At 39.4% G+C, this 23175-nt stretch carries 17 protein-coding genes; 1 reads left to right on the top strand and 16 read right to left on the bottom strand.

Annotation, left to right across the window (positions count from 1 at the left end; all coding sequences use genetic code 11):
- Window positions 1–141 precede the first annotated feature (141 nt).
- From BM390_RS11515 to BM390_RS11465, 11 genes are all read right to left on the bottom strand, one after another.
- On the bottom strand, window positions 142–657 hold the full coding sequence (locus BM390_RS11515; RefSeq protein WP_062322393.1) for a hypothetical protein: 516 nt from the start codon (window positions 655–657) through the stop codon (window positions 142–144).
- Window positions 658–945: 288 nt separating this feature from the next.
- Window positions 946–2047 (bottom strand): peptide chain release factor 2 gene (gene prfB, locus BM390_RS11510; protein WP_143103176.1). Its coding sequence is split into 2 segments (ribosomal slippage): window positions 946–1974 and window positions 1976–2047, totalling 1101 coding nucleotides; the frame shifts between segments, so codons are not numbered across the junction.
- A gap of 68 nt (window positions 2048–2115) precedes the next feature.
- Window positions 2116–4623: a preprotein translocase subunit SecA gene (gene secA, locus BM390_RS11505; RefSeq protein ID WP_089854887.1), complete on the bottom strand. Its 2508-nt coding sequence runs from the start codon at window positions 4621–4623 to the stop codon at window positions 2116–2118.
- Window positions 4624–4768: 145 nt separating this feature from the next.
- A complete protein-coding gene (gene arcC, locus BM390_RS11500; RefSeq protein WP_062322398.1) occupies window positions 4769–5728 on the bottom strand; it encodes a carbamate kinase in 960 nt (319 codons plus the stop codon).
- Complete coding sequence (locus BM390_RS11495) at window positions 5725–7152, bottom strand: YlbE family protein (RefSeq protein ID WP_062322400.1); 1428 nt, start codon at window positions 7150–7152, stop codon at window positions 5725–5727. Before BM390_RS11495 ends, arcC begins: the two co-directional genes overlap by 4 nt.
- Window positions 7153–8706 carry an acyl-CoA synthetase FdrA gene (fdrA, locus tag BM390_RS11490; RefSeq protein ID WP_062322401.1) on the bottom strand — a complete coding sequence of 518 codons (1554 nt, stop codon included), beginning with the start codon at window positions 8704–8706 and terminating at the stop codon, window positions 7153–7155.
- The gene (locus tag BM390_RS11485) at window positions 8666–9604 is read right to left on the bottom strand and encodes an oxamate carbamoyltransferase subunit AllH family protein (protein WP_062322402.1); all 939 of its coding nucleotides are present in this window, start codon (window positions 9602–9604) and stop codon (window positions 8666–8668) included. The genes fdrA and BM390_RS11485 overlap by 41 nt, the downstream gene beginning before the upstream one ends.
- Before the next feature lie 30 nt (window positions 9605–9634).
- The gene (locus tag BM390_RS11480; RefSeq protein WP_062322403.1) at window positions 9635–11158 is read right to left on the bottom strand and encodes a SulP family inorganic anion transporter; all 1524 of its coding nucleotides are present in this window, start codon (window positions 11156–11158) and stop codon (window positions 9635–9637) included.
- Window positions 11159–11170: 12 nt separating this feature from the next.
- Entirely contained in the window at window positions 11171–11833 is a 663-nt protein-coding gene (locus tag BM390_RS11475; protein ID WP_062322404.1) for a cysteine hydrolase family protein, read from the bottom strand.
- 88 nt (window positions 11834–11921) lie between these two features.
- A complete protein-coding gene (locus tag BM390_RS11470; protein WP_062322405.1) occupies window positions 11922–13448 on the bottom strand; it encodes a SulP family inorganic anion transporter in 1527 nt (508 codons plus the stop codon).
- Between the two features lie 369 nt (window positions 13449–13817).
- Window positions 13818–15437, bottom strand: a complete 1620-nt coding sequence (locus tag BM390_RS11465) for a PucR family transcriptional regulator (protein ID WP_177220718.1) — start codon at window positions 15435–15437, stop codon at window positions 13818–13820.
- Window positions 15438–15548: 111 nt separating this feature from the next.
- Here BM390_RS11465 and upp point away from each other — a divergent pair, with 111 nt between their 5' ends.
- Window positions 15549–16181 carry a uracil phosphoribosyltransferase gene (gene upp, locus BM390_RS11460; RefSeq protein WP_062322408.1) on the top strand — a complete coding sequence of 211 codons (633 nt, stop codon included), beginning with the start codon at window positions 15549–15551 and terminating at the stop codon, window positions 16179–16181.
- A 121-nt stretch (window positions 16182–16302) separates the two neighbouring features.
- Here upp and BM390_RS11455 read toward each other — a convergent pair whose 3' ends face one another.
- The 5 genes from BM390_RS11455 to BM390_RS11435 form a co-directional block, all read right to left on the bottom strand.
- A complete protein-coding gene (locus BM390_RS11455; protein ID WP_143103175.1) occupies window positions 16303–16944 on the bottom strand; it encodes a hypothetical protein in 642 nt (213 codons plus the stop codon).
- Between the two features lie 16 nt (window positions 16945–16960).
- Window positions 16961–19177, bottom strand: coding sequence for an alpha-xylosidase (gene yicI, locus BM390_RS11450; protein WP_062322412.1), 2217 nt, complete (start codon window positions 19175–19177; stop codon window positions 16961–16963).
- Between the two features lie 190 nt (window positions 19178–19367).
- Window positions 19368–21056, bottom strand: a complete 1689-nt coding sequence (locus tag BM390_RS11445) for an ABC transporter substrate-binding protein (protein WP_062322414.1) — start codon at window positions 21054–21056, stop codon at window positions 19368–19370.
- Between the two features lie 78 nt (window positions 21057–21134).
- Window positions 21135–22019: a carbohydrate ABC transporter permease gene (locus BM390_RS11440; protein WP_062322416.1), complete on the bottom strand. Its 885-nt coding sequence runs from the start codon at window positions 22017–22019 to the stop codon at window positions 21135–21137.
- A 31-nt stretch (window positions 22020–22050) separates the two neighbouring features.
- Complete coding sequence (locus tag BM390_RS11435; protein ID WP_062322418.1) at window positions 22051–23037, bottom strand: ABC transporter permease; 987 nt, start codon at window positions 23035–23037, stop codon at window positions 22051–22053.
- Window positions 23038–23175 lie beyond the last annotated feature (138 nt).

The following is a 23175-nucleotide window of genomic DNA, read 5'->3' as shown; positions in this document are numbered from 1 at the left end:
AGACGACACTTATTCATATTTTTGAATAAATGTGTCGTCTTTTTTGATTCTAATTAAACTTACATTAAGAAAATCGTAAGATTTTCAGTGGCCTCGCATTTAACTGAACATCTCTGTTGTCTATTTTTTGGACTTTATTTTTTAATTAAAATACTTCCAAGCTTGATTTGTCGCTTCTTCTACAATGGTGTTAAATGCCTCTGGAGTAAGATTCGGGTCCTCTTGGTTATGTTCTTCTGAATACATGGCTTGTTTTACATCCGTTAACATCTCTTTTACCCGCCTAACATACGCTACTTCCCCGTAATCTTCTACACTTGTATAAGAGGCTATCGCAGCAAAATCACCATTTGGAAAGTTTGTATCATCAACAGCAAATTCAACAAAATCTAATAGTGTCGTCATATTATTTAAACTGACTTCTAAATTAATGAATAGGCGTTCAATATACTCATCATCCGCCGTATCATTTTCTATAATGAGTGAAGTGATATGTAGACTCTTATCTACTTCCACATAGAAACGATTTAATAAACTTCGAAATGCTTGTGTCTCTTGTTGTTTCTCTTGATACAACAACACACTTGTCCCGATCAGACACATAACCAACACAACAATAACCCAAATAACACCCTTATTCTTCATCTGTTTTCGCATAAGCCTCTCCTTTTTTATCAGTATGTACAGTGTTAATACAGATTCTCTATCTCTACCCTAACATATTTACAAAAAAGTATAAGGTCATTGTTATATTTCCGATAACTATCCAGCTAAGGCATCACTTCATATGTCTTTAAGGACATTTAATCGTCCACAACCCATGACAGGAGTAACGATAGTTCTCAACGACTCCCTAAAAAACCCCCTTAAAGTGTATAAATCTTTCACTCTAAGGGGGTTACTTCTTCTAAGATATGACTGTGCTTCTTTCCTTTTTAAATCAAATTATCTCATTTGTTGACGCAAGTATCCATCAATAAATGGATCGATATCTCCATCCATCACACCTTGGACATTACCAACTTCAATGTTCGTCCGGTGATCTTTAATCATCGTGTACGGCTGGAAGATATAAGACCTGATTTGACTACCCCAACCGATTTCTTTTTGTTCTCCGCGAAGGGCATCGACTTCTGCTTGTTGCTTTTCAATTTCTAATTGATAGAGCTTAGCCTTTAACATTTTCATCGCTTGTTCACGATTTTTAATTTGCGACCGCTCTGATTGACACGTCACAATTGAATTTGTCGGTAAGTGCGTAATTCGGACCGCTGAATCCGTCGTATTGACGTGCTGCCCACCAGCACCTGAGGCACGGTACGTATCAATTTTTAAATCTTCAGTCTTAATATCAATATCGACATCATCTGATAGTTCAGGCATCACATCACAAGATACAAACGACGTGTGACGTCTGTTTTGTGAATCAAAGGGTGAGATTCTCACCAAACGGTGGACACCTTTCTCTGCTTTTAAATAACCGTACGCATTGTGTCCTTTAATCAGTAAGGTCACACTTTTAATGCCAGCCTCATCACCCGGTAAATAATCAAGCGTCTCGACTTTGAAGCCTTTTTTCTCGGCCCAACGGGTGTACATCCTAAGAAGCATACTGCCCCAGTCTTGTGATTCTGTTCCACCAGCACCCGGATGCAGTTCTAATATCGCATTATTTTTATCATATGGCTCACTTAACAACATCAGTAATTCAAAGGCATTTAAGTCCTCTTGTAGCTGAGCTAACTCTTCCTCGAGCTCACTCTGCAGATCTTCATCCGCCTCTTCTTTTACGAGTTCATAGCTAACGTCTAAGTTTTCTAACGTTTCTACGTGCGCATCAAAGCGATTGACAACATCTTTATAACTATTCACTTCATCGATCACTTTTTGCGCATTTTTTTGATCATCCCAAAAATCAGGTGCCGTCATTTCATGTTCTAACTCTGCAATTTTGGTCCGCTTTTCATCTAAGTCAAAGAGACCCCCTAAAATCCGCTAAGCGGTTTGTCATCTTTTCTAACTCTTGTTTAATTTCTACTAGTTCCATTACCTTTCACCTCATCTATTCTTTACAATCGAATGGACATCCCCTTAGTACAAGGATGTCCATTCCTTTTATTTACCATGACAATGTTTGTATTTCTTTCCGCTACCGCATGGACATGGGTCATTACGACCGATGCTATCAGATTTCACGAATGGTTGTTTTTTCTTCTGTTTTTTCCCGTCATCACCTGAGACAGCTGTGGCATTTTTCGCCACTTCTTGACGTTGTAAGTTCTCACGTACTTGTGCCTTCATCACATAGCGTGACACGTCTTCATTGATAGACTGAACCATGGCTTCAAACATATTAAAACCTTCCATCCGGTATTCATTCAGTGGATTGTTTTGTGCATAAGCACGTAAGTGAATCCCTTGACGAAGTTGATCCATTTGGTCAATGTGGTCCATCCATTTCGTATCGACAACACGTAAGAGAATAACTTTCTCAAACTCACGCATCCGTTCTTCACCCATGTCTTGTTCCTTCACCTCATACTTCTCTTTTACTTTATCCATAATCAGTGAGACAAGTGCTTCTGGGGACTTATCTGATAGATCCTGACGGGTGAGATACTCTGACTCCACTAGATTCGCATGAATATATTCGGTTAGTCCGTCAAGTTCCCATTTCGCATTATCTTCATCTTGGGTATGGAGTTCTACTTGATTTTGGACAACTGTGTCAATCATATTCAACACAATCTCTTTTAAGTTTTCTGAATCAATGACATCATAGCGTTGTTGATAAATAATTTCACGTTGTTCACGTAACACATCGTCATAACTTAAGACATTCTTACGCGCATCAAAGTTATTACCTTCCACGCGTTTTTGTGCCGATTCAACGGCTTTTGAGACCATTTTACTTTCAATTGGTTGGGCATCGTCCATCTTAAAACGATCCATCACAGCTTTCATATTATCAGAACCAAAACGACGCATTAAATCGTCTTCCATCGATAAATAAAACTGGGTCACACCTGGGTCACCTTGACGTCCAGAACGACCACGCAACTGATTATCAATCCGACGTGATTCGTGACGTTCGGTACCAATAACCGCTAAACCTCCAAGGTCTTTCACACCTTCACCAAGTTTGATATCAGTCCCACGTCCCGCCATGTTTGTCGCAATGGTGACGGCTTTTTGTTGTCCGGCATTTTCAATGATTTCAGCTTCTCGGTAGTGATTTTTCGCATTTAACACGTTATGTGGCACCCCGCGTTTTTTAAGTAACGCTGAAATCACTTCTGATGTTTCAACCGCAACTGTACCGACAAGGACTGGCTGTCCTTCTTCATGACGCGCTTTAATGTCGTCAATCACTGCCTTGAATTTCCCATCCATTGTTTTAAAGATAAGGTCTGGACGGTCATCACGAATGATTGGTTTGTTTGTCGGAATAGCCACAACATCCATATTATAAATGTTACGGAACTCTTCCTCTTCTGTTTTTGCGGTACCCGTCATCCCTGATAATTTATTATACATTCTAAAGAAGTTTTGGAACGTGATAGAAGCTAGCGTCATCGATTCATTCTGAATCTGCAAGCCTTCTTTTGCCTCAATCGCTTGGTGTAAACCATCACTGTAGCGACGTCCTTTCATGAGACGTCCTGTAAATTGGTCAACAATCACAACTTGTCCTTCTTCAATCACATAATCCGTATCACGATGCATCGACGCATGTGCTTTAAGTGCTTGATTAATATGATGCGTTAAAGTGACATGTTTTAAATCAAATAAGTTATCAATATTAAAGAAGCTTTCTGCCTTTGTGATTCCTTCTTCTGTTAACTGAACACCTTTTGTTTTTTCATCATAGCTAAAGTCGTGTTCCCTCTTTAACCCTCTGACAAAGCTATTCGCTTGTTGATAAAGTGACGCTGACTTACGGGCGCTTCCAGAAATGATTAATGGCGTTCTCGCCTCATCAATTAAAATGGAATCGACCTCATCAATAATCGCAAAGTTTAATGGTCGTTGAACCATCTGTTCTTTATAAAGCACCATATTATCACGTAAATAGTCAAAACCAAATTCATTATTTGTACCATACGTAATATCCGCTTCATAAGCTTTTCGTTTTTCTTCTTTTGATAGCCCACTCACATTTAAGCCAACGGATAAGCCAAGGAATTCAAACAACTGCCCCATCTCTTTCGCATCACGATCAGCTAAGTATTCGTTTACGGTAATGATATGGACACCATCACCAGAAAGCGCGTTTAAATACGCCGGTAATGTTGAAGCCAGGGTTTTACCCTCACCTGTTTTCATTTCGGCAATATTACCGCCATGGAGGACAATCGCTCCCATTAACTGTACGGGGAATGGACGCATATTTAACACACGTTTCGAAGCTTCTCTTACAACCGCATAAGCTTCAACCATAACGTCGTCTAACGTTTCACCGTTTTCCACACGTTGTTTTAATTCCATTGTTTTATTTTTAAAATCACTATCTGATAAACTTTCAAAGTCTTTCTCTAACGCCTCAATTTGTTCCACTGTTGGTCGCAGTTCTTTTAATTGGCGTTCATTACCATCAAAAATCTTTTTTAGTATTCCACGCATAAATGTACGCTCCTCTAATAGATACTGACGCATTGTTTCGTAAACGTCTACATTTTATAATAACACTTGGGGTTTTTAATGACAAGAAACAACCTTATGAAACGATGAAAACACGATATATCCGAAGATACATCGTGTTGTCATTTTAGTTCGTTAACATACTTTCTCTGTCTTTATAAATAACTGTCCCCGTTTTACCTTCCACAGCTTCTTTTGCGCGTTCGAGCGATGAAATAATCGCTTTTCTTTCTTTTTTAGATTCGACAAATTTAATCGCCGCTTCTACCTTAGGTAGCATGCTTCCTTTAGGGAATTGACCTTGTTCAATATATTCTTTTGCTTCTTTCACTGACATCGAATCAAGAGCCGTCTGGTTTGGCTTACCAAAGTTGATCGCCACTTGATCAACACCTGTTAGGATAAAGAAGAAATCAACATCTAGAACTTCCGCTAAACATTCACTTGCTAAGTCTTTATCAATAACAGCTTCAACACCGGTGAGCTTATGTTTCCCCTCTTGAATAACAGGAATACCGCCACCACCTGCGCCGATCACAATATGACCGTTATCAATGAGATCTTTCATGATGTCTTTTTCAACGATATCAATGGGCGCAGGAGATGGAATCACTTTACGATAGCCACGACCAGAATCCTCGATGTAAGTGTCACCTGTTTCCTTCATCAATTGGTCCGCTTCTTCTTTTGAATAAAAAGGCCCAATCGGTTTGGTTGGTGATGTAAAGGCTGGATCATTTTTATCAACGAGTACTTGGCTCACAATGGAGGCAACAGAACGTTCAATGCCTCGTGTTGCTAGTTCTTCTCGGAGGGCGTTTTGTAAGTGGTATCCAATATACCCTTGACTCATCGCGCCCGATTCGGCGAACGGCATTAATTTATCTAACCCTTTTTCTTCAGCGTATTTACCAAAAGCTAAGTGAATCGCACCGACTTGAGGACCATTTCCATGTGAGAGAATCACCTGATGTCCTTGTTCAATCATATCGACGATGGGTTTGGCTGCTTGATGTGTCAGTTTTCGTTGTTCTTCTGGATTTTCCCCTAAAGCATTACCGCCAAGCGCAATTAAAATTTTGCTCATGATGCTCCCTCCTCGTATGTTTCTTTAAATCGTAGTAAGGCTTGTTCAAAACAAGCTTTTGGTGGATGCACAATACCTGCACCTACTTGACCAACACCGGCTTCTTTATGAGCCATACCTGTATTGATGACTGGTAAGATGTTTGTTTCAATCACTTTTCTAATATCAATACCATACGCACCACCTCTAAAGTTAAGCGTTGGAATGGAATAATTGGTGTTCTCACCAACGGTGATTTCATACATTTGTTCACTATACGCAATGGCATCTTCAACGTCACCACCAACAAATTGAACAATCGCTGGTGAACCACCCATCGCAAAACCGCCGATACCCATCGTTTCAGTGATGGTACTGTCGCCTAAATCTGGTGCCGCATCGTCTTCTGTGTAACCAGGGAAGAAGAGTCCTTTCACGAAGTTCGCTGGTGCCGTGAACCATTCTTTTTCTCCTAATCCACTTACCCGAATACCAAACTCTACACCATTACGTGCCATTGTCGTAACGACAGTCGAGTAAGGGATACCATGTGCCGCATCCAAGGCTGATTTACTTGCTGGCATCGACAAGTTCAAGAAATAATGTTCATTATTTTTAATGAATCCAACGACATCACGTAACTCAGCTTGAGTAAGGTCAGTCTGTAAGAAATAATCAATGATCTCACGATAGAAGAGACTTGTTGACGCTTTATTACGGTTGTGACACTCATCACCCATGTGCAACGCTTGTGAAGTAATTGATTTTAAATCAATACCATCTGATAAAGCGATGGCTTTTTTAAGCGCCGGTGCGAACGTTGTTTCAATCCACTTTAAGCGGTCAAGTACTTCTTTAGAGTTTGCTCCAAATCTGAGCACTTTACCTAAACCTTCGTTCACCGTACAATAAGCGCGGTTACCATGGGTACGGTTTTCAATGACGTGAACAGGCATTGATGGCGAAATAATACCCGCCATTGGACCAACGGCTTGATGTTCATTCGCTGGACCAAACTCAATCTCACCACGTTCGATGAGCGCTGTTGCTTCGGACTCATCTTTAGCTAATCCTTCATACATCAGCGCACCGATAATAGCACCTTTTACAGGTCCACACATCTTATCCCAAGTAATAGGCGGTCCAGAATGAAGAATCTTTTTCTCATGCATACCTGGAATGACATTTTTCGCTTGATCAATATCAATTAAGAACGGATGTGCATCTTTGATTCGCTTAATCGCTTCTTCGTTTGCTGCTTGTACTAAATCGCTATCGATGAACTGATCAAGCGCCTCAATCAATTGAATGTTTCCACCTGCTGGAGGTCGCCAATCATATTGAACAGCTTCCGTTTGTTGTAAATCTAAATCTTTTTTAAATGTCGATGTTCCAATGTTAATTACTTTTAATGGTTGTGAAAATAATCCTTGAATGTTACCCATTTATTTAACCTCCTTCTTCGTAATCATCGCCGCTAATTGACTCATTTCTTCGTTTGAAGATGCCACATACACACCGAGTGCGCTTAAGCGATCGACTTGATTGTCGTAACCTTGCTTATCATTCTTTGTCGCACACATGTAACTAATAACCGTGACGTGACGGCCTTCTTGCTTTAATTCAGTTAATGTTTCTTTTAATACGTCAATCGATTCACCCACTGGGTCTTCATGCGCGCCGTAACCTAGTTCAAAATCAAGGAGTAAGACAGCTGTCTCTTTATTTAATAATTCTTCTCTTATCCGTTCATTTCTTAATGACGGTTCAATCATTGGGTGTGGTTTACCCTTCGTGAAATCATCATCACCCATATCAAGTAGTGTATGACCCGCGCTCACATGAATATCTTCCAGTTTTTCTTCTGGTTTTTTCGCGACGTTACTTTTCACTTCTAAGCCTTCACTTCGAAGAATTGAGAGTGCTTCTGAAGTCAGTGTCCCGCCACAGAATAATCCGCGGATATATTGTTGAGATGAGCTAAGTTGAGCTTGCTCATTTTCTGTGAATAATGTTAAGGCATTACTCATTTCCTTATCGATCGTGACAGATGAATCAAGAGCTAATACAGCTTGTCTTGCCGTCTCAATTAACGTACTTGCAAACGCTGCACCTGAAGCTTCAACGGCATCCTTGTCACCATCTAAAAATCCAACAATAACCGGTTTGTTTACTTTTTTAACTTCAGCTAATATTTTATCTTGTACTTCTTTTGCTGGTGGTTTTGATATGAGGGCAATGACTTTCGTTTGTTCATCTTCATTTAAAGCACGCAAGCCCTCAAGCATCATAATCCCACCGATATCTTTGTGTAAGTCACGTCCACCTGTTCCAATCGCTTGACTCACGCCGTAACCAAGACGGTCAATTTGTACAGCTACTTCTTGTAATCCTGTACCAGAAGCCGCGACTAAACCAATGCTTCCTTCGCGAACGTTATTCGCAAAACATAAACCCGTTTGATTCAACATCGCTGTTCCACAGTCTGGCCCCATCACAAGTAAACCTTTGTCTCGACCGAGTTCTTTTAATGCGCGTTCATCTTCAATCGTGACATTATCACTAAACATCATGACATGAAGACCTTTATTTAAAGCTAATCGTGCCTCTCTGGCAGCATATTCACCCGGCACAGAAATAATCGCTAAATTGGCATCTGGTAAATGATCAAGTGCCTGAGACAGTGTTTCAGCTGTTTTTTCTTGACCGGATTTTTTACCCGCTTTTTTCTTATTCAATGCGTCATCAATAAATTGAATCGTATCCGTTAAAGCCTCTTCACTCTCTGCCTTAACAGCAATAATTAAATCATTCTCCGTTGCTTCTTTTGCTTCATCAGTTAACAACCCAATATTATCTAATAACTCTATATTCATTGCCGTTGCCATTGAGACAACCGCTTCGTTTACGCCTTCTTTACTTAAAACTTTTCCAGATAACGACATAAGCGTTACTGAATCATGATAAGCATTCTTCTCTATGATCACTTTCGATACCATCACTAATTCCTCCTTGAATATATTTTCTATGAATGTGCTCCAACCCAACAAGAACACCGACAAGCATGTCTGTCCCTGAGGTTGAACCAATGTGTAAAAATGTTTCTAAATCTTTTAACGTCATGTCAGGGCCTTTTTCAATCACTGTTTTTAATGCCTCGTTTGTCTGACCGTAAATCATTTGCTTTAACATGTGATAACTCACCGACGTTGTTCGTTCTTTGATGTACTGAAGTAAGTCATCTTTGTATTCTAAAACGAGTCGCCACTCGGAGGTATGATAGTAGTGAAAGACACTAAACAACCCAAGTAAAAAGTCGTCTCCTGACGGGGTAAGACCAATACCTAAACCAACAAATTGTTTCATCACTTCAAGAGTTGGCCACTGTTTAAACATCATTAACCGGTCTTTCAACGCATCTTGATGTAGTGATAAAGTATCGGATGGCTGATTGTTTATAGCTACTTGATAACTACCTAATATACCTTGATCGTGACCTTTTCGAATTAAAAACTTTTTCAATTGTTTGATCATTTGTTCTGTGACCTGGACACTGTCTGGATAACGAATAAAGCGACCGCTCCATAGTTCAGCGTGGTGAAAATCAATCACGACATCTTCAATCATCAACGTATTATAACCGATTAAATAGACATTTCCACTCGGATTGATGTGTTTAACGCATGCGTTAAACACATCATCCTCAGAGATTTTTATCATATCGGGCGTTTGCACAACCTGTGACTTCGCTATTGTGACTAAACGGTCGGCTTGTATTAATTGAATATTAATCACTTGTTGATACACACCAACAACTTGACCAATCACTTGGCCCATATTCTGTCCGAGCAAATAACGCTTAAGTCCCCAATCTATTTGTTTTCCGGTTAATTTCACAAAGCACCCCTTCTCTCAGTCATTGTGTTATTATTCGTGTTTTTCATCTGGATGTTTATAGTAATTTAAGAACAGTAAACCAGCGGCCATTGCAACATAACCTAGAGCGGCTTCACTACCCGTACCGAAACCAAAAGCACCTGCGTGAATAAATCCAAAGAATGATAAGACAGCTGTAATTAAACTATATATTGCGGCCACTTTGAATTTCTTTTCAATCAAGAAAATAACAATAGTAATCAACATCATGGAAACTAAGATATCTGAAGCACCGAGTGTTGACCAACCTTCATAATAAACACCATTATCTCTTAATACATCAAAACCAATCTCACTCGCGCTTAAACCGGCAGCTGTTAAGGTGTTATTAACTTGTAAGATCACGTAACTTGCAATGAAAGGCATTAAACCTAAAATCATGGCTGGTACGTGTTTAGGATCAGCTGTTGTATAAGCTTGTGTACCGATAGTCATGGCGATATACACTAAAATAGGTAAGAGAGCAACCAGTGGAATGATGGACATCACAAGTGGCATCAATCCTACAAATGCCATTAACATAATACCGACACCTGTTGCCATTGAGTAACCTACACGTGCACCGGCTTTCTTCCAACCAGGGTGCCCGATGTAAATAATCGTTGGATAAGGACTACCTAAAAACGAACCTAAAATAGATAATAAACCTGGTACAAGCAGTGACTGAGTGGTTGGGTATTTATCCCCTTCAACTTCTGCACTTTCAATATTATCTAAACTCTCTAAGAAGTCATAAATTGCCAGCGGAATAGCTGCTGCAAGGAATGGTGAAAGGTAAGCAAATCCTTCAATCAAGTTACCAATCGCGATTGATGGGAAGGCAATTCTAAAACCGCTTGCTGCTTCTTGTACAGCAGATAACTCCATGTAACCTGTTGCCCAAGCCAGTACCATCCCAATAATAATGGCTAGTAAACCAGCTGGAATATTACCAGGAAGTTTTTTATGGGCAATCCAACCACCAAGTACGATCACTAATGTGAGCAATCCAATGTAAGGTGTTGAGAAAATCTCTCCCATTGGGTTCATTGCAATAAACGTTAAGGCAATACCAGCAAGTGAACCAAGTAACGCAGAACGTGGGATATATTTTTGAATGAACGGTCCAACAAAGGCACCGAGTGTCATGATAATCCCTTGTACTAAGTTCCAAGCAATCCCTGTTGACCAAGCAATCACCCAATCATTTGTTGCCGCATAGACCGGTAAAATAACACCAAAGGCGACAATGAAATAATGGGGAACACTAAGACCATACGGCATCGCCGTCATATCTTCTTTTCCAGTCTCAAGCGATTTTCTTCTTGCTTGAATCGCAAAGATAATACCACCAAGACCAATCGCTACAGCTGTACCTGGTACGATTTTTCCGTAAAGGATATCACTTGGCATATTAATCGCCGCTAGTAAACCAATCGCCGCTAAAAAGTTTGTTAATACGTTACTAAATAAACCGAAAAATCCGTTTGTATCGCCTTTGACAAACCAAGGCGTTCCTTTTGTTTGTTTACTCATTTTTCTCCACTCCTATCCTAATACGCGTAAGACATTTTCAGTTGGTGCTGTCCAACCAAAAATACCACCTTGTTGATTGATCATACGAATAGAATCTTCATGATCTTTTGGATCAAAAGCGGCACACGCATCTTCTAACATTAAACACTCAAAGCCACGGTCATTTGCTTCACGAATCGTTGTTTGAACACAAACATGTGTTGTGACACCTGCGACAATAAGTGATTCAATCCCTTTATTCTTTAAAATACTATCTAAATCTGTTTGATAAAAGGCACCCTTACCTGGTTTGTCTAGCACGACTTCGCCTGACTTCGGTTGTAATTCATCCACAATATCATGACCATATTCGCCACGGACAAGGATGCGTCCCATTGGACCAACTTCACCAATGTTACCGCCACGTCGTTGTTTACTTGGTGGAACATCTGATAAATCTGGACGATGACCTTCGCGAGTATGAATGATAAACATGTCTTTTTCGCGCGCTTTTTCTAACATTTTTTGTACGGTAGGAATAATCACATTTGTTTTTGATACGTCGTTACCCAATTGCTCACCAAATCCACCTGGATAAAGGAAATCACGCTGCATATCAATGATTACGAGTGCTGTCTTGTCTGGATCAAAAGTAAATTCATACGGTTTTGCTTCTACTGCTAATTTGTTTGTCATAATAAAACCCTCCATTAAATATATTGTGTCATTTTTAGTGAGAACAGATGACTATCGTTTGTTCATTAATGCTTTTTTTCGTTGTTATTTAGTTATTTAAATTGCTAATGGATGACTTTTCGCTTCTAACTCCCATCACCAATAACAAGGCAGCAACAGCTAAATAACTGAGAAACATAGGGAAACCTACATGGATCCCAACTGTGTCATAGTGGATGACTCCGAAATAGGACAACACACCTGATAGAACGCTTACAACACTTGCCTTTTTAAACTGTTGGTCAATAATAAAGACGAGAATGGTTGACCAGACCATGCCAATAATAATGGCGCCACTTCCTAAAGTGACTAAGCCACTATAATGAAGTCCTGTTTGTTCAATGACTTCATAACCAATTTCTTCAGCACTTGTCCCAATACTTGCGAGTGTATCCCCAATTAAGTTTTTAGCCCAATCCGCTAACCACGGGATCAGTGCTAAAATAATCGCAGGGGCATATTTTCTATCCACTTGTTGAAAAGCTTGCGCACCGATAATTAAACCGATGTAAATAAGAATAGGTAAGATGGCTTCTAATGGGATAATAGTAAGTAATAATGAGATAAGTCCTAACCATGAAATAACTAAAATAGTGATACCAGTAGCAAGGGTGTAACCAATTCTTGCCCCAGCTTCTTTCCAACCCGGATGTCCAATGAACACCGCTGTTGGGAAAGGACTACCAAACAAACTTGCTAATATACTCGTGGACCCATCAGCAATCATCGTCGTCATTGTGTCATAACGGTCACCTGCTACCTCTGCACTTTCAATATTATCGATGGTTTCAAACATATTATAGATACCTAAAGGAATGGCAGCGACAATAAATGGTGCCGCTTCATTAAATCCACTAATAATACGACTGATTGAAAAAGTAGGTAAACCAATATCAATGGTGTTTAGCGCTTCAATAAAAGATGAAACATCCATGACACCTGTCATCCAACCGATAGCCGTTCCAATGACAATCGCCACAAGACCGACAGGCACATGTTTTGGAAAGGACACTTTACCAAACCATCCTAGTAGAATAATAGTGAATGAAACGAGACCAATGTATGGTAAATCAAAAGATTGCATGGCGGGCGACATCGCAATAAACGTAATGGAAGCACCGGCAAGTGAACCAAGCATCGCTGCACGAGGGACAGCTGCTTTAATTTTCGGACCAATTAATGATCCTACCAGTTCAATCGCTCCTTCAATAAATCCCCAACTCAATCCAGCAAACCAAGCAATATAAGGATCATTTGTTGTGCGGTAGACAGGACCCATAATCAGGAACACGATCAGGAACATATGAGGGACACTCGTACCTGATGGTAAAGCCGTCACCGTATTACGTTGTTCTTTTTTGGCTAAGCGATAAGCCATCACACTATAGATGACACTGCTCGCAAAAATAGATAACCCAACAGCTGGTAAGATTGCTCCAAAAATCATGGATGTTGGAAAACCGACACCGATCAGCAAACCTGCCATGACAAGCATATTCGTTAAGTTATTCGTAAATAAACCAAAAAAGCCATCGATGTCTGAGCGTTGCCATAACTTAACTTTTAACTCAGACATGTTCTTCCCCCCTTCTGTTATGTAGCACGAATTCGTCTTACAAATTGATTATAGCAACCACGTTTCAATAAAACATTGTAGAAAAACGCTAAATGTAATCGCTTTATTTCGTCACTCTTTGATAGTTTTATTCGTAAAACTCTTGGAATGGATTAAAATAAGCCATAAATAAACAACGTTCATTCTTATAAAAAATGAACGTTGTTTATCTGCAACTCTTATTAAATATTCCTGCCTACACTGCAGCTCTTGTCATCCAGTAATGAGAGAATATGGTACCACTATCTACCTTCCGCTTAACATCACCCAGGATAAAGTCGAAGAAGTCTTCACCTGTAAAACGATACAAAAACCATTAAAAACGTCTGATTATAGATGTAAATAACGATACATTTGACAAGCGACAGCCACTTCAATCATCTTATCCCCATCATTTAAATCTACCCCTAAGTCCTTTAACTTCTGGATTCGGTAGCGTAATGAATTATAATGAATAAACATCTCATCTGATGTTTTTTGTACGTTACCATTATTTTTAATTAAGGCAGACAACGTATGCATTAAATCCATATCCTTTTTATTATCATATTGAATGATATCACCAATATACTCTTCAATAAATGCTTGCATCTTCTCTTCATCTTTCATTAATGGGAATAATTTAAATAAGCCCAGTGATTGATAAAACTTGATATAGGGCGCTTTATTTTGATGTTTATAAATATCATGAACAAGACGTGCATGTTGATAACCCGACTTAATGTCTTGCAGTCGCTCGATCGGTTCAGAAATACTCACTGAAAAAGCCCCTAGAGGGGTTAAGTTTTTTACAATTAACTCCGCCAGCGTTCTTAGTTTTTCCTGTAACCGCGTCTCAAAAGCTAAACTAATAAACACAACCAGCTCCTCTTCAAAATAAGCAACCTTGCCATTCGACAAAGGAATATCAAACACATGACTGACCGCTTGTTCGATTTTTTCAGAGTCCAATACTTTCGTATACGACGAGATTCTCTTTTCCGTGTTCTGTTCCATTGAACGAATGACTAAAATAACATTAGGAAAATGCAAGTGCCATTTAAACACTTTAGCCTTATCAATAATCTCTGATTGAGATTGATAACGGGCATTTAAAATATCACGTAAGAAACTGTCTAGATAATTACGTTCTTTTTGTTGAATCGCGGCCTTTGTTTGCATCAAGTAGGCAAGCAGAATAATGGCTTGTTCCACAATAATGCTTAACGTCTCTTGGCTACTCGTCTCATTCTTTAACACCATTAAGTAACCAAACAGTTTTTTACCTGCCATAATCGGTTCAAATAACACATCATCTTTTGTATATGTTTGATTTAAACATTCCACGATGACCTGCTGTCTCATATCTTCTTCATTCATTAAATAATAAAGACCTTTTTCACTCATGACTACTGACTCAAGCTCTATACTTGTGGCTTCGATTTGTAAGTGTGCGTCTAAAATAATAATCGGAGCTTCTGAGAGTTCGGATAACGCCTCAACAAACTGTGTCATATCGGAACCTTCTAATAAAAAGTGATGCAGACGGCTAGCGATCGTTTCGCGAAACTCTAATAAGGTTGTCTTTTTATCTAGTAGTTCAGTGAGAATATAATTCGTTAAGGTCGATAAATTAGCATCACTCGGTAAGATGAGAATCGGGAATTGATGTTTTTCTGCTTGTTCAATCATATAATCAGGCACTTCGGGTAAATAGCGCCCTAGCTTAATGGCCACGCCAGCCAGGTTTTGTTCACTCAACCGCACAATAAATTCATGCAACGCGTCTTCATCATCATAAATCGGAAATAATGTCGTAAAAAGCAATCCTTGCTCATCCACATAAGGATATATATCAGGCACTTCCATAACATTGACGCTTTTAATTTCATGAGACAAGCCCCCGCGTCCTGCGATGACCGTCACATCTTTAAATGGTGTCATCTCTAATAGTCGTTCAATTGATAACATATTTATCATCCTTTGCCTAATTTTTATTAAATTATTGTCTAGTTTTGACCTTGTTTTGCGAATAGACCTTCTGTAACATAAACACCCGAATACACAAGGAGGTTATTATTTATGGAAAAACATGTCCATGTCTTTCATCATCCACTTATTCAACATAAGCTCGGCATTATTCGTGAAGAAAGTACAGGTCCTAAAGAATTTAGAGAACTTGTTAATGAAATAGCTAAATTGATGGCTTACGAAATTACCCTTGATTTACCATTAACGGATGTCACCGTTCAAACGCCTGTCGCAAAGACAACTGTCAAGCGATTGAGCGGTAAAAAATTAGGTATTGTGCCTATTATGCGCGCCGGCTTAGGCATGGTTGATGGGATTTTATCATTAATTCCTGTCGCAAAAGTAGGACATATTGGTCTTTACCGTGACCCAGAGACATTAGAAGCCATCGAGTACTATGCCAAGCTTCCAGAAGATGCTGGCGAACGAGAACTGATTGTAGTAGATCCTATGCTAGCAACAGGTGGCTCTGCTTCTGCAGCCTTAACCGCTATTAAAAAACGCGGAGCTAAAAACATTAAATTCCTCTGTTTAATTTCTGTTAAAGAAGGCATCGATCGCATTCATCAAGACCATCCTGACGTTCCGATTTATACCGGTGCGATTGACCCAGGTCTAAATGAAAAGAGCTATATCGATCCTGGCTTTGGCGATGCAGGCGATCGACTATTCGGTACGAAGTAATTTTGTGATTCATTCAAATGTCCAACCATTATAACGCTTCCACAAAGAAATAACCAGAGAAAAAACACCTGTATACCATCAGTAAAATTGATGTTTTACAGGTGTTTTTCCTATATGATCCTTATTTTAGTAATTGTTCGATTTTCTTAACATGTCTTGCCGTCGCTGGGATAAAGACGTACAGCTGATCACTCTTCTCTAACGATTGAAGTTCTGATAACGTACTGGCCCGGATGCCATACCAATCATTTTCTAGTATCAGTTGGTCTTGTTGATCTATCTGAATAGTTGTCGTATCAATCATATCGTCAATCGGCGCTAACACCTCTTCTAACATCATTAATTCCGCCATCGTTTGATCAATCACAAATAAATCAATTTGTCCGACCGCAAGACTAGTAGATAATCTTTCAATAGATTGCATCCCATTTTCCGGAATCTTACCATTTTCATGATAAATATGATCCACATACACATCAAATGTTTCATGGGAAAAAGCTTCCTCTATCTCTTCAATTCCTGCTAGAGAAGTACGGCTTAATATCGTGACCACGACAGGTTCTTCGTCCTTACTCATGAAGCCATCAACCATTAACCAGATAAATAGTAAAAAACAAAGACTGCCGATGATGATGCCTTTATAATATTCCCACACATAATCTACTTTTTCTTTTGTCGTCATCCCTTGAAATGCTTCTTTAAGCTTCACCTGCATCCCCTCCGCACAAACAGATGTAACCAGGCCGCTTGGCCTGGTACTCATCTATATATTCTTCCTTTTACTTTTCATCATTGACGACTTCGACGTGATAATTTACTTCTTGGTCTACATGAGTCTCAATCTTATCTTTGTGACTAACCGTAAAAGTGGCACCTAAGTGACCCTCTGTTGTGTAAACAGGTAAGACAACGTCTGTTCCTTTATCTAAATGATAGACTTTTAGCGTTAAGTCTTCAAGATAATCATAAACAGGTTTTACATCATAGTGTCCGATTGGTAACACCGTATTTTCTCTCACGAATAGTGGGAGACTCATAAAGTCGTAAGTCTCTTTCACCCACGTGCCACCGTCCTTTACTTCACCTGATAACAGGTGCGTCCATTTACCTTTTGGTAAGTAGTAAGACGCTTGTCCCACTTTATTAAAGATTGGCGCCACTAGGATACTCTCACCTAACATATATTGTCGATCAAGTGTATCACAAATCGGATCTTCTGGAAATTCAACATGCATTGAACGCATAACCGGAATACCTGTTTGACTATTTTCAACCGCTAAGCGATACAGATAAGGCATTAGTGTGTTTTTAAGCTTGGTAAACTCGCGAGCGACATCCACTGCCTCGTCATCAAAGTTCCAAGGCACACGATAAGAAGCACTGCCATGGAACCGGCTATGACTCGATAATAACCCAAATTGCGTCCATCGTTTAAATACATCTGGCGAGGCAGTACTTTCAAATCCACCAATGTCATGACTCCAATAACCAAAGCCAGATGTAGTAAGTGATAAGCCACCTCTGAGACTTTCAGCCATTGCTTCATACGTTGAATCACAGTCTCCACCCCAGTGAACCGGGAATTGTTGACCTCCCGCAGTTGCTGACCGGGCAAAGACAACAGCATCCTGTTCACCTTTTGTTTCTTTTAATAAATCAAAAACGACTTGATTATATAGATAACTATAGTAATTATGCATCTTCATCGGATCTGAGCCATCAAAGTAGACGACATCCGTTGGAATTCGCTCACCAAAATCGGTCTTGAATGAGTCAACCCCCATATCCACTAACTGTCGTAAATGGTCTTGATACCATTTCACCGCCTTTGGATTGGTAAAGTCCACAATCCCCATGCCCGCTTGCCAGCGGTCCCATTGCCACGTATCACCGTTTGACTTTTTAATCAAGTATCCTTGTTCATGTGCTTCTTTAAATAAGGGAGATTTTTGAGCAATATACGGATTAATCCAGACACAAATTTCTAAGCCTTTATCTTTTAAACGCTTCAGCATCGCTTCAGGGTCAGGGAAGTTTTTCTTATCCCAAATAAAGTTCGTCCATTCAAAGCCTTCCATCCAGAAACAATCAAAATGGAAAACACTTAAAGGGATCCCTCGCTCGGCCATCCCATCAACGAAGTGGGTGACCGTCTCTTCATTATAATCAGTCGTAAATGATGTCGATAACCATAAACCAAACGACCATGCTGGTGGTAAAGCAGGACGGCCTGTTAGTGCGGTGTAACGATTAATCACTTGTTTAGGGGTTGGGCCATAAATAAAGTAATAATCTAATTTCTCACCTGGAACACTCCACTGTGTGCGTGAGACGAGCTCTGATCCCAATTCAAAACTTACTTTTTCAGGATGATTCACAAACACACCATAGCCTTTATTGGATAAGAAGAAGGGGATGTTTTTATAAGATTGCTCAGAACTTGTCCCACCATCTTCATTCCAGATATCAACTGACTGACCATTCTTAACAAACGGTGTGAAGCGTTCACCTAATCCATATAAATACTCACCAACACCTAAAGTCAATTGGCCACGCATATATGTGTGATCATCTGGACCAGTAATCCATGCGAGTGATTTTTGATCTGCTTCAGCAATCTTTCCAACGGCATCAGCAAAAATCATCCGAAAATCTTCCTTATCAATCGATAAGTTCAACTCACCAGAAGACAACGTAATGGTTTTTTCTTGGTCATCAATCTCTATTTTTTTTAATTCTTCATGAAGATGAAAGTTTGGATATTTCGGTTTTTCCCCTTGATAATGCCACGTTTCTACATGAATCACATTTTCCATCGGTGACGATAAGGTAATAGTTAACAGTGGACCATCGAGTGTGTCTCCACGATGATTAATATATTTACACGGTGCATACAATGTCACCGCTTCTTCTTCTACTTTTGTATCATATACGATCCTTGGAAAATGTATCTCATAACCTTCTTTTACTAACCAGTTTCCATCAGTAAATTTCATTTTTTGTTCTCTCCTTCACTTGATGCTTAATTCCCTTTGCCTTTTTTTGCGAAAGGTATGTATGTCAATGATTCTTCAATATAATGCGCTCCATATGTATAGAATAAGATGAGCCTAATCCGATTGGGACTAGGCCATCTTAAATTATTTGTTCATTTTATATACGCTTAGAAGCTAATCCAAAAACGACTTAATTCGTTCCCCATAACTCACGGACACTTTGAGTCAATTCTGTCATTTCTTGATTTAACTGTTCAACACCCGCATCTTCTAATTCTTGTAGCATATTATCCCAAAGGCCATCAAATTCAGCTGGGTCAGCTAATATGGCTTCGGTAATCCGTTGTTCTGTAATATCATCCGCACGTTGTTGGATGATTTGTAAATCAGAACCTGACGGAATAGAGAAGTTTGCGGCGGCACCGTGATTAGAAATCTCTAATTCATCTTGAGCTGGGAACCAGTCAATCCACAATTCCATACCATACGCGGCTAACGCGTCTTTTTCTGGTGCGAGTTGGCCTTCAATGACCTGTTCTTTATTGTCACGAGTAATGGATTGGCCATTTGAATCTACTGCCGCAGTTCCCCATTGTGGGAATGGATAGATATAATAGCCAACACCTGATTCTTTAGAGTAATTAGCATCTGTTTCAAGTTTTTCTCGAACCTCATCAAACATGACGCGTTCGCCGTCAACAACTTCATAGTGTTCACCTTCAACACCCCAGTTGACAAGGATTTGTGCTTCTTCTGATGCCATCCAATCTAAGAAATCAAAAGCTTCCTCTTGATGTTCTGAAGTCGAAGAAATCGCAATACCCCATCCACCAGCAAAACCATAATCTTTTAATGCTTGATGTGTTTTTGATTCATCTAATACAACTGGAAGTGGTGCGAAAGTACGGTTTTCCATGCCATCTTGAATAAGGGCACTACGCGCATCACCAATATTCCAATCTTGGTCAGCCACTGACAGCACGCGACCGGTAGATAATTTTGAAATATACGTCTCTTGTGTTTGGGTAAATGATTCTGGGTCAAGTAATCCTTTAGCATTCATACCATTTAACCATTTGAAATACGTTCTAAATTCATCTAACACGAACTTATATGTTGCTTCCCCTGTATCATTATCAATGACCCATTGGCCATCATCTGGGAATCCACCCGCAAATCCAGCTGGATTTCCGACAGTAATTAACCAGCGCCAATCAGATCCTTGAAGTGATAAAGGTATCGTTGACTGACCATTAATTTCTGGATACATGTCATGGTATTCCGAAAGTGCTGCTTCAAAGTCTTCTAATGTATCAATTTCAGGATAGCCTAATTCACGTAATACTTCTAATTGAATTTGGAATGTTCCTGATGTTTCTAATGGTTGATTTTCAACACCGTACGTTCCTACTTGATAAATACTTGGGTCATCAACGGAGTTACGTAAACGGTCAATTTGATCACCATAAAGGGCTTTTAAATTGTCACCACGCTCTTCAATCATGTCATCTAACTTAATAACACCACCAGCATCGATTAACTTACCTAAATCACCTTTAGCAAAGATTAAGTCAGGATATTCTCCACCGGCAATCATTAAAGGAATGGCTTCATCATTACCACCAACCGGATAATCCATCTCTAAATAGACACCTGTTGCCTCAGTGATTTTTTTAGCCACTGGATCGTCAAATGTCTTTTCAGCGCCATCTGAACTGAAAAATGTCAAGGTGACCGGTTCATCTGAACCATTATCTTCGGAACTATTATCGGTATTATCGTTATCACTACCGCCATCTGATGAGTCATCACCACAGGCAGCAAGTGTTAACAATCCTACCAACATCAACATAAATAAAACGGATAAATGCTTTTTCATTTCTTTAACCCTCCATTTGTTTAAATATTTATATTAATTTTCATTAATACCAACATCATTCACACATTTTAATAACGATTAAGATTTAACTGCCCCTAAAGTCAAACCGGTAACGAAGTATCGTTGTAAAAATGGATATACCATCAAAATTGGAACAGTGGCAATAATCGTAATCGCCATTTGAATTGATTGGGGATTCGTTCTACCTGCAACGTATTCAGCATTACCTGAGGTAATATCGCCACCTGACATTTGGGTGTTGTCAAGTATTTTCATTAATTCAAATTGCAGTGTTGTAAGATTCTCATTTGCTCGAGCATACAAATACGTATCAAACCAGTTGTTCCATTGACCAACGGCTAAAAATAACGACACGGTCGCGATGACCGGTAACGATAAAGGAATAATAATCTTCCAAAAAATCGTAAAGTCATGAGCCCCGTCCATTTTTGCCGATTCTGTTAACGCTATTGGAATCCCGTCCATAAAGGACCTGATGACGATGACGTTAAAGGCATTGAGTAACATCGGTAAAATATACACTAAGAAATTGTTCATTAAACCGAGTTCTCTTATCAGTAAGAATTCAGGAATTAATCCACCACTAACAAACATCGTAATGACTAAGATAAAACTAACCGGACCATTAAAAACAAAATCGCGTCGACTCAATGTGTAGGCAAGCATCGTACTTGCAAGTATGCCGGTTGCCGTACCGACAACCGTACGTAAAACAGACATACCAAATGCTCCTAGCAACCGATCATTACCATTAAAAATATATTCATAATTCGCCCACGTGAATTGTCGCGGGAAAATGTGCAAGCCACCTCGAGCTGTATCAGTCGCATCATTAAATGAAATAGCTAAGATATTAAGAAACGGATATAGCGTCACGACAACGACAACCAGCATAAAAATAAGCAATACCATGTCGAATGCGGTAAATTTTTTCTTTTTCATTTTTGCTCCTCCTCACATGTATACGGTCTCATTAGAAGACACGTCCTTCACCGATTTTCTTGGCAAATCCGTTCGCAATTAAGATTAAAATCACACTAACAACAGATTTGAAAATACCAATCGCTGTACCGAAGGAGTAGCGGAACATACCGATACCATAATTTAATGCATACAAATCGATCACAATAGCTTTATCCATCACGATATTATTCCCCAGTAGCATCTGTTTCTCAAAGCCAATATTGATCAAGTTTCCAATACTTAAAATAAGTAAGACAATGATAACAGAACGAATACTTGGTAACGTGATATGCCACATCTGACGCAAGCGAGAAGCCCCGTCCACTTTGGCTGCTTCATAAAGTTGTGGATCAATACCCGCCATAGCCGCAAAGTAAATAATCGCATTCCAACCGGTCGATTTCCACACTTCAGCTGAAGTGACAATGCCCCAGAACATCCCCGGTTTAGCCATGAAATTTATCGGATCATCTAAAATTCCAATTGAGGTTAGTAAACCATTGATTGGTCCTTCAATCGATAACATCGTCGTGACAATATTAGCAACGATGACCCATGACACAAAGTGAGGTAAATAGGAAATCGTTTGTGTTAATTTCTTGAATTTCAAGAAACGCATTTCATTTAATAATAAAGCAAAGGTAATCGCAGCTAGTGTGGTAAAAACCAGTCCTAACACACCCATCCCGATCGTATTTTCTAATGCCCTGAAGAATGTCGGTTCATTGAATAAATCTCTAAAATGTTTAAGCCCTACCCACTCATTTCCGAAAAATCCGTTTTGTGGTTTATAGTCTTGAAAGGCCATTAGCCAACCAACAACTGGAATATAACGAAAAATTATTAACCAAAGAACAAAAGGTAATGACATCGCAATCAACATTTTCTGCGACATCATTCGTTTAAAAAATGATTGTCTGTTTGATGCGACCGTTAATTTTCTTGCGTTTTTTGAAGCTGTCCCTCCTACGGTAACCGTTGTCGTATGTTTACTCATTTTTCTCTCTCCCTTACATTTAAGGTCTCGATAACTCCCTACGAATTAACTACTTATAGTGTATTAGAAATCGCTTACAACGAAAACCTAATGAATAAGTGTTAAAATCCAGTCAAAAATAGTGATGACTTCAAACGG

The organism is Halolactibacillus miurensis (assembly GCF_900116255.1).
GTDB lineage: Bacteria > Bacillota > Bacilli > Bacillales > Amphibacillaceae > Halolactibacillus > Halolactibacillus miurensis.
Note: the sequence above shows the minus strand (reverse complement) of the source record. Positions and strands in the feature narration are given on the sequence as shown.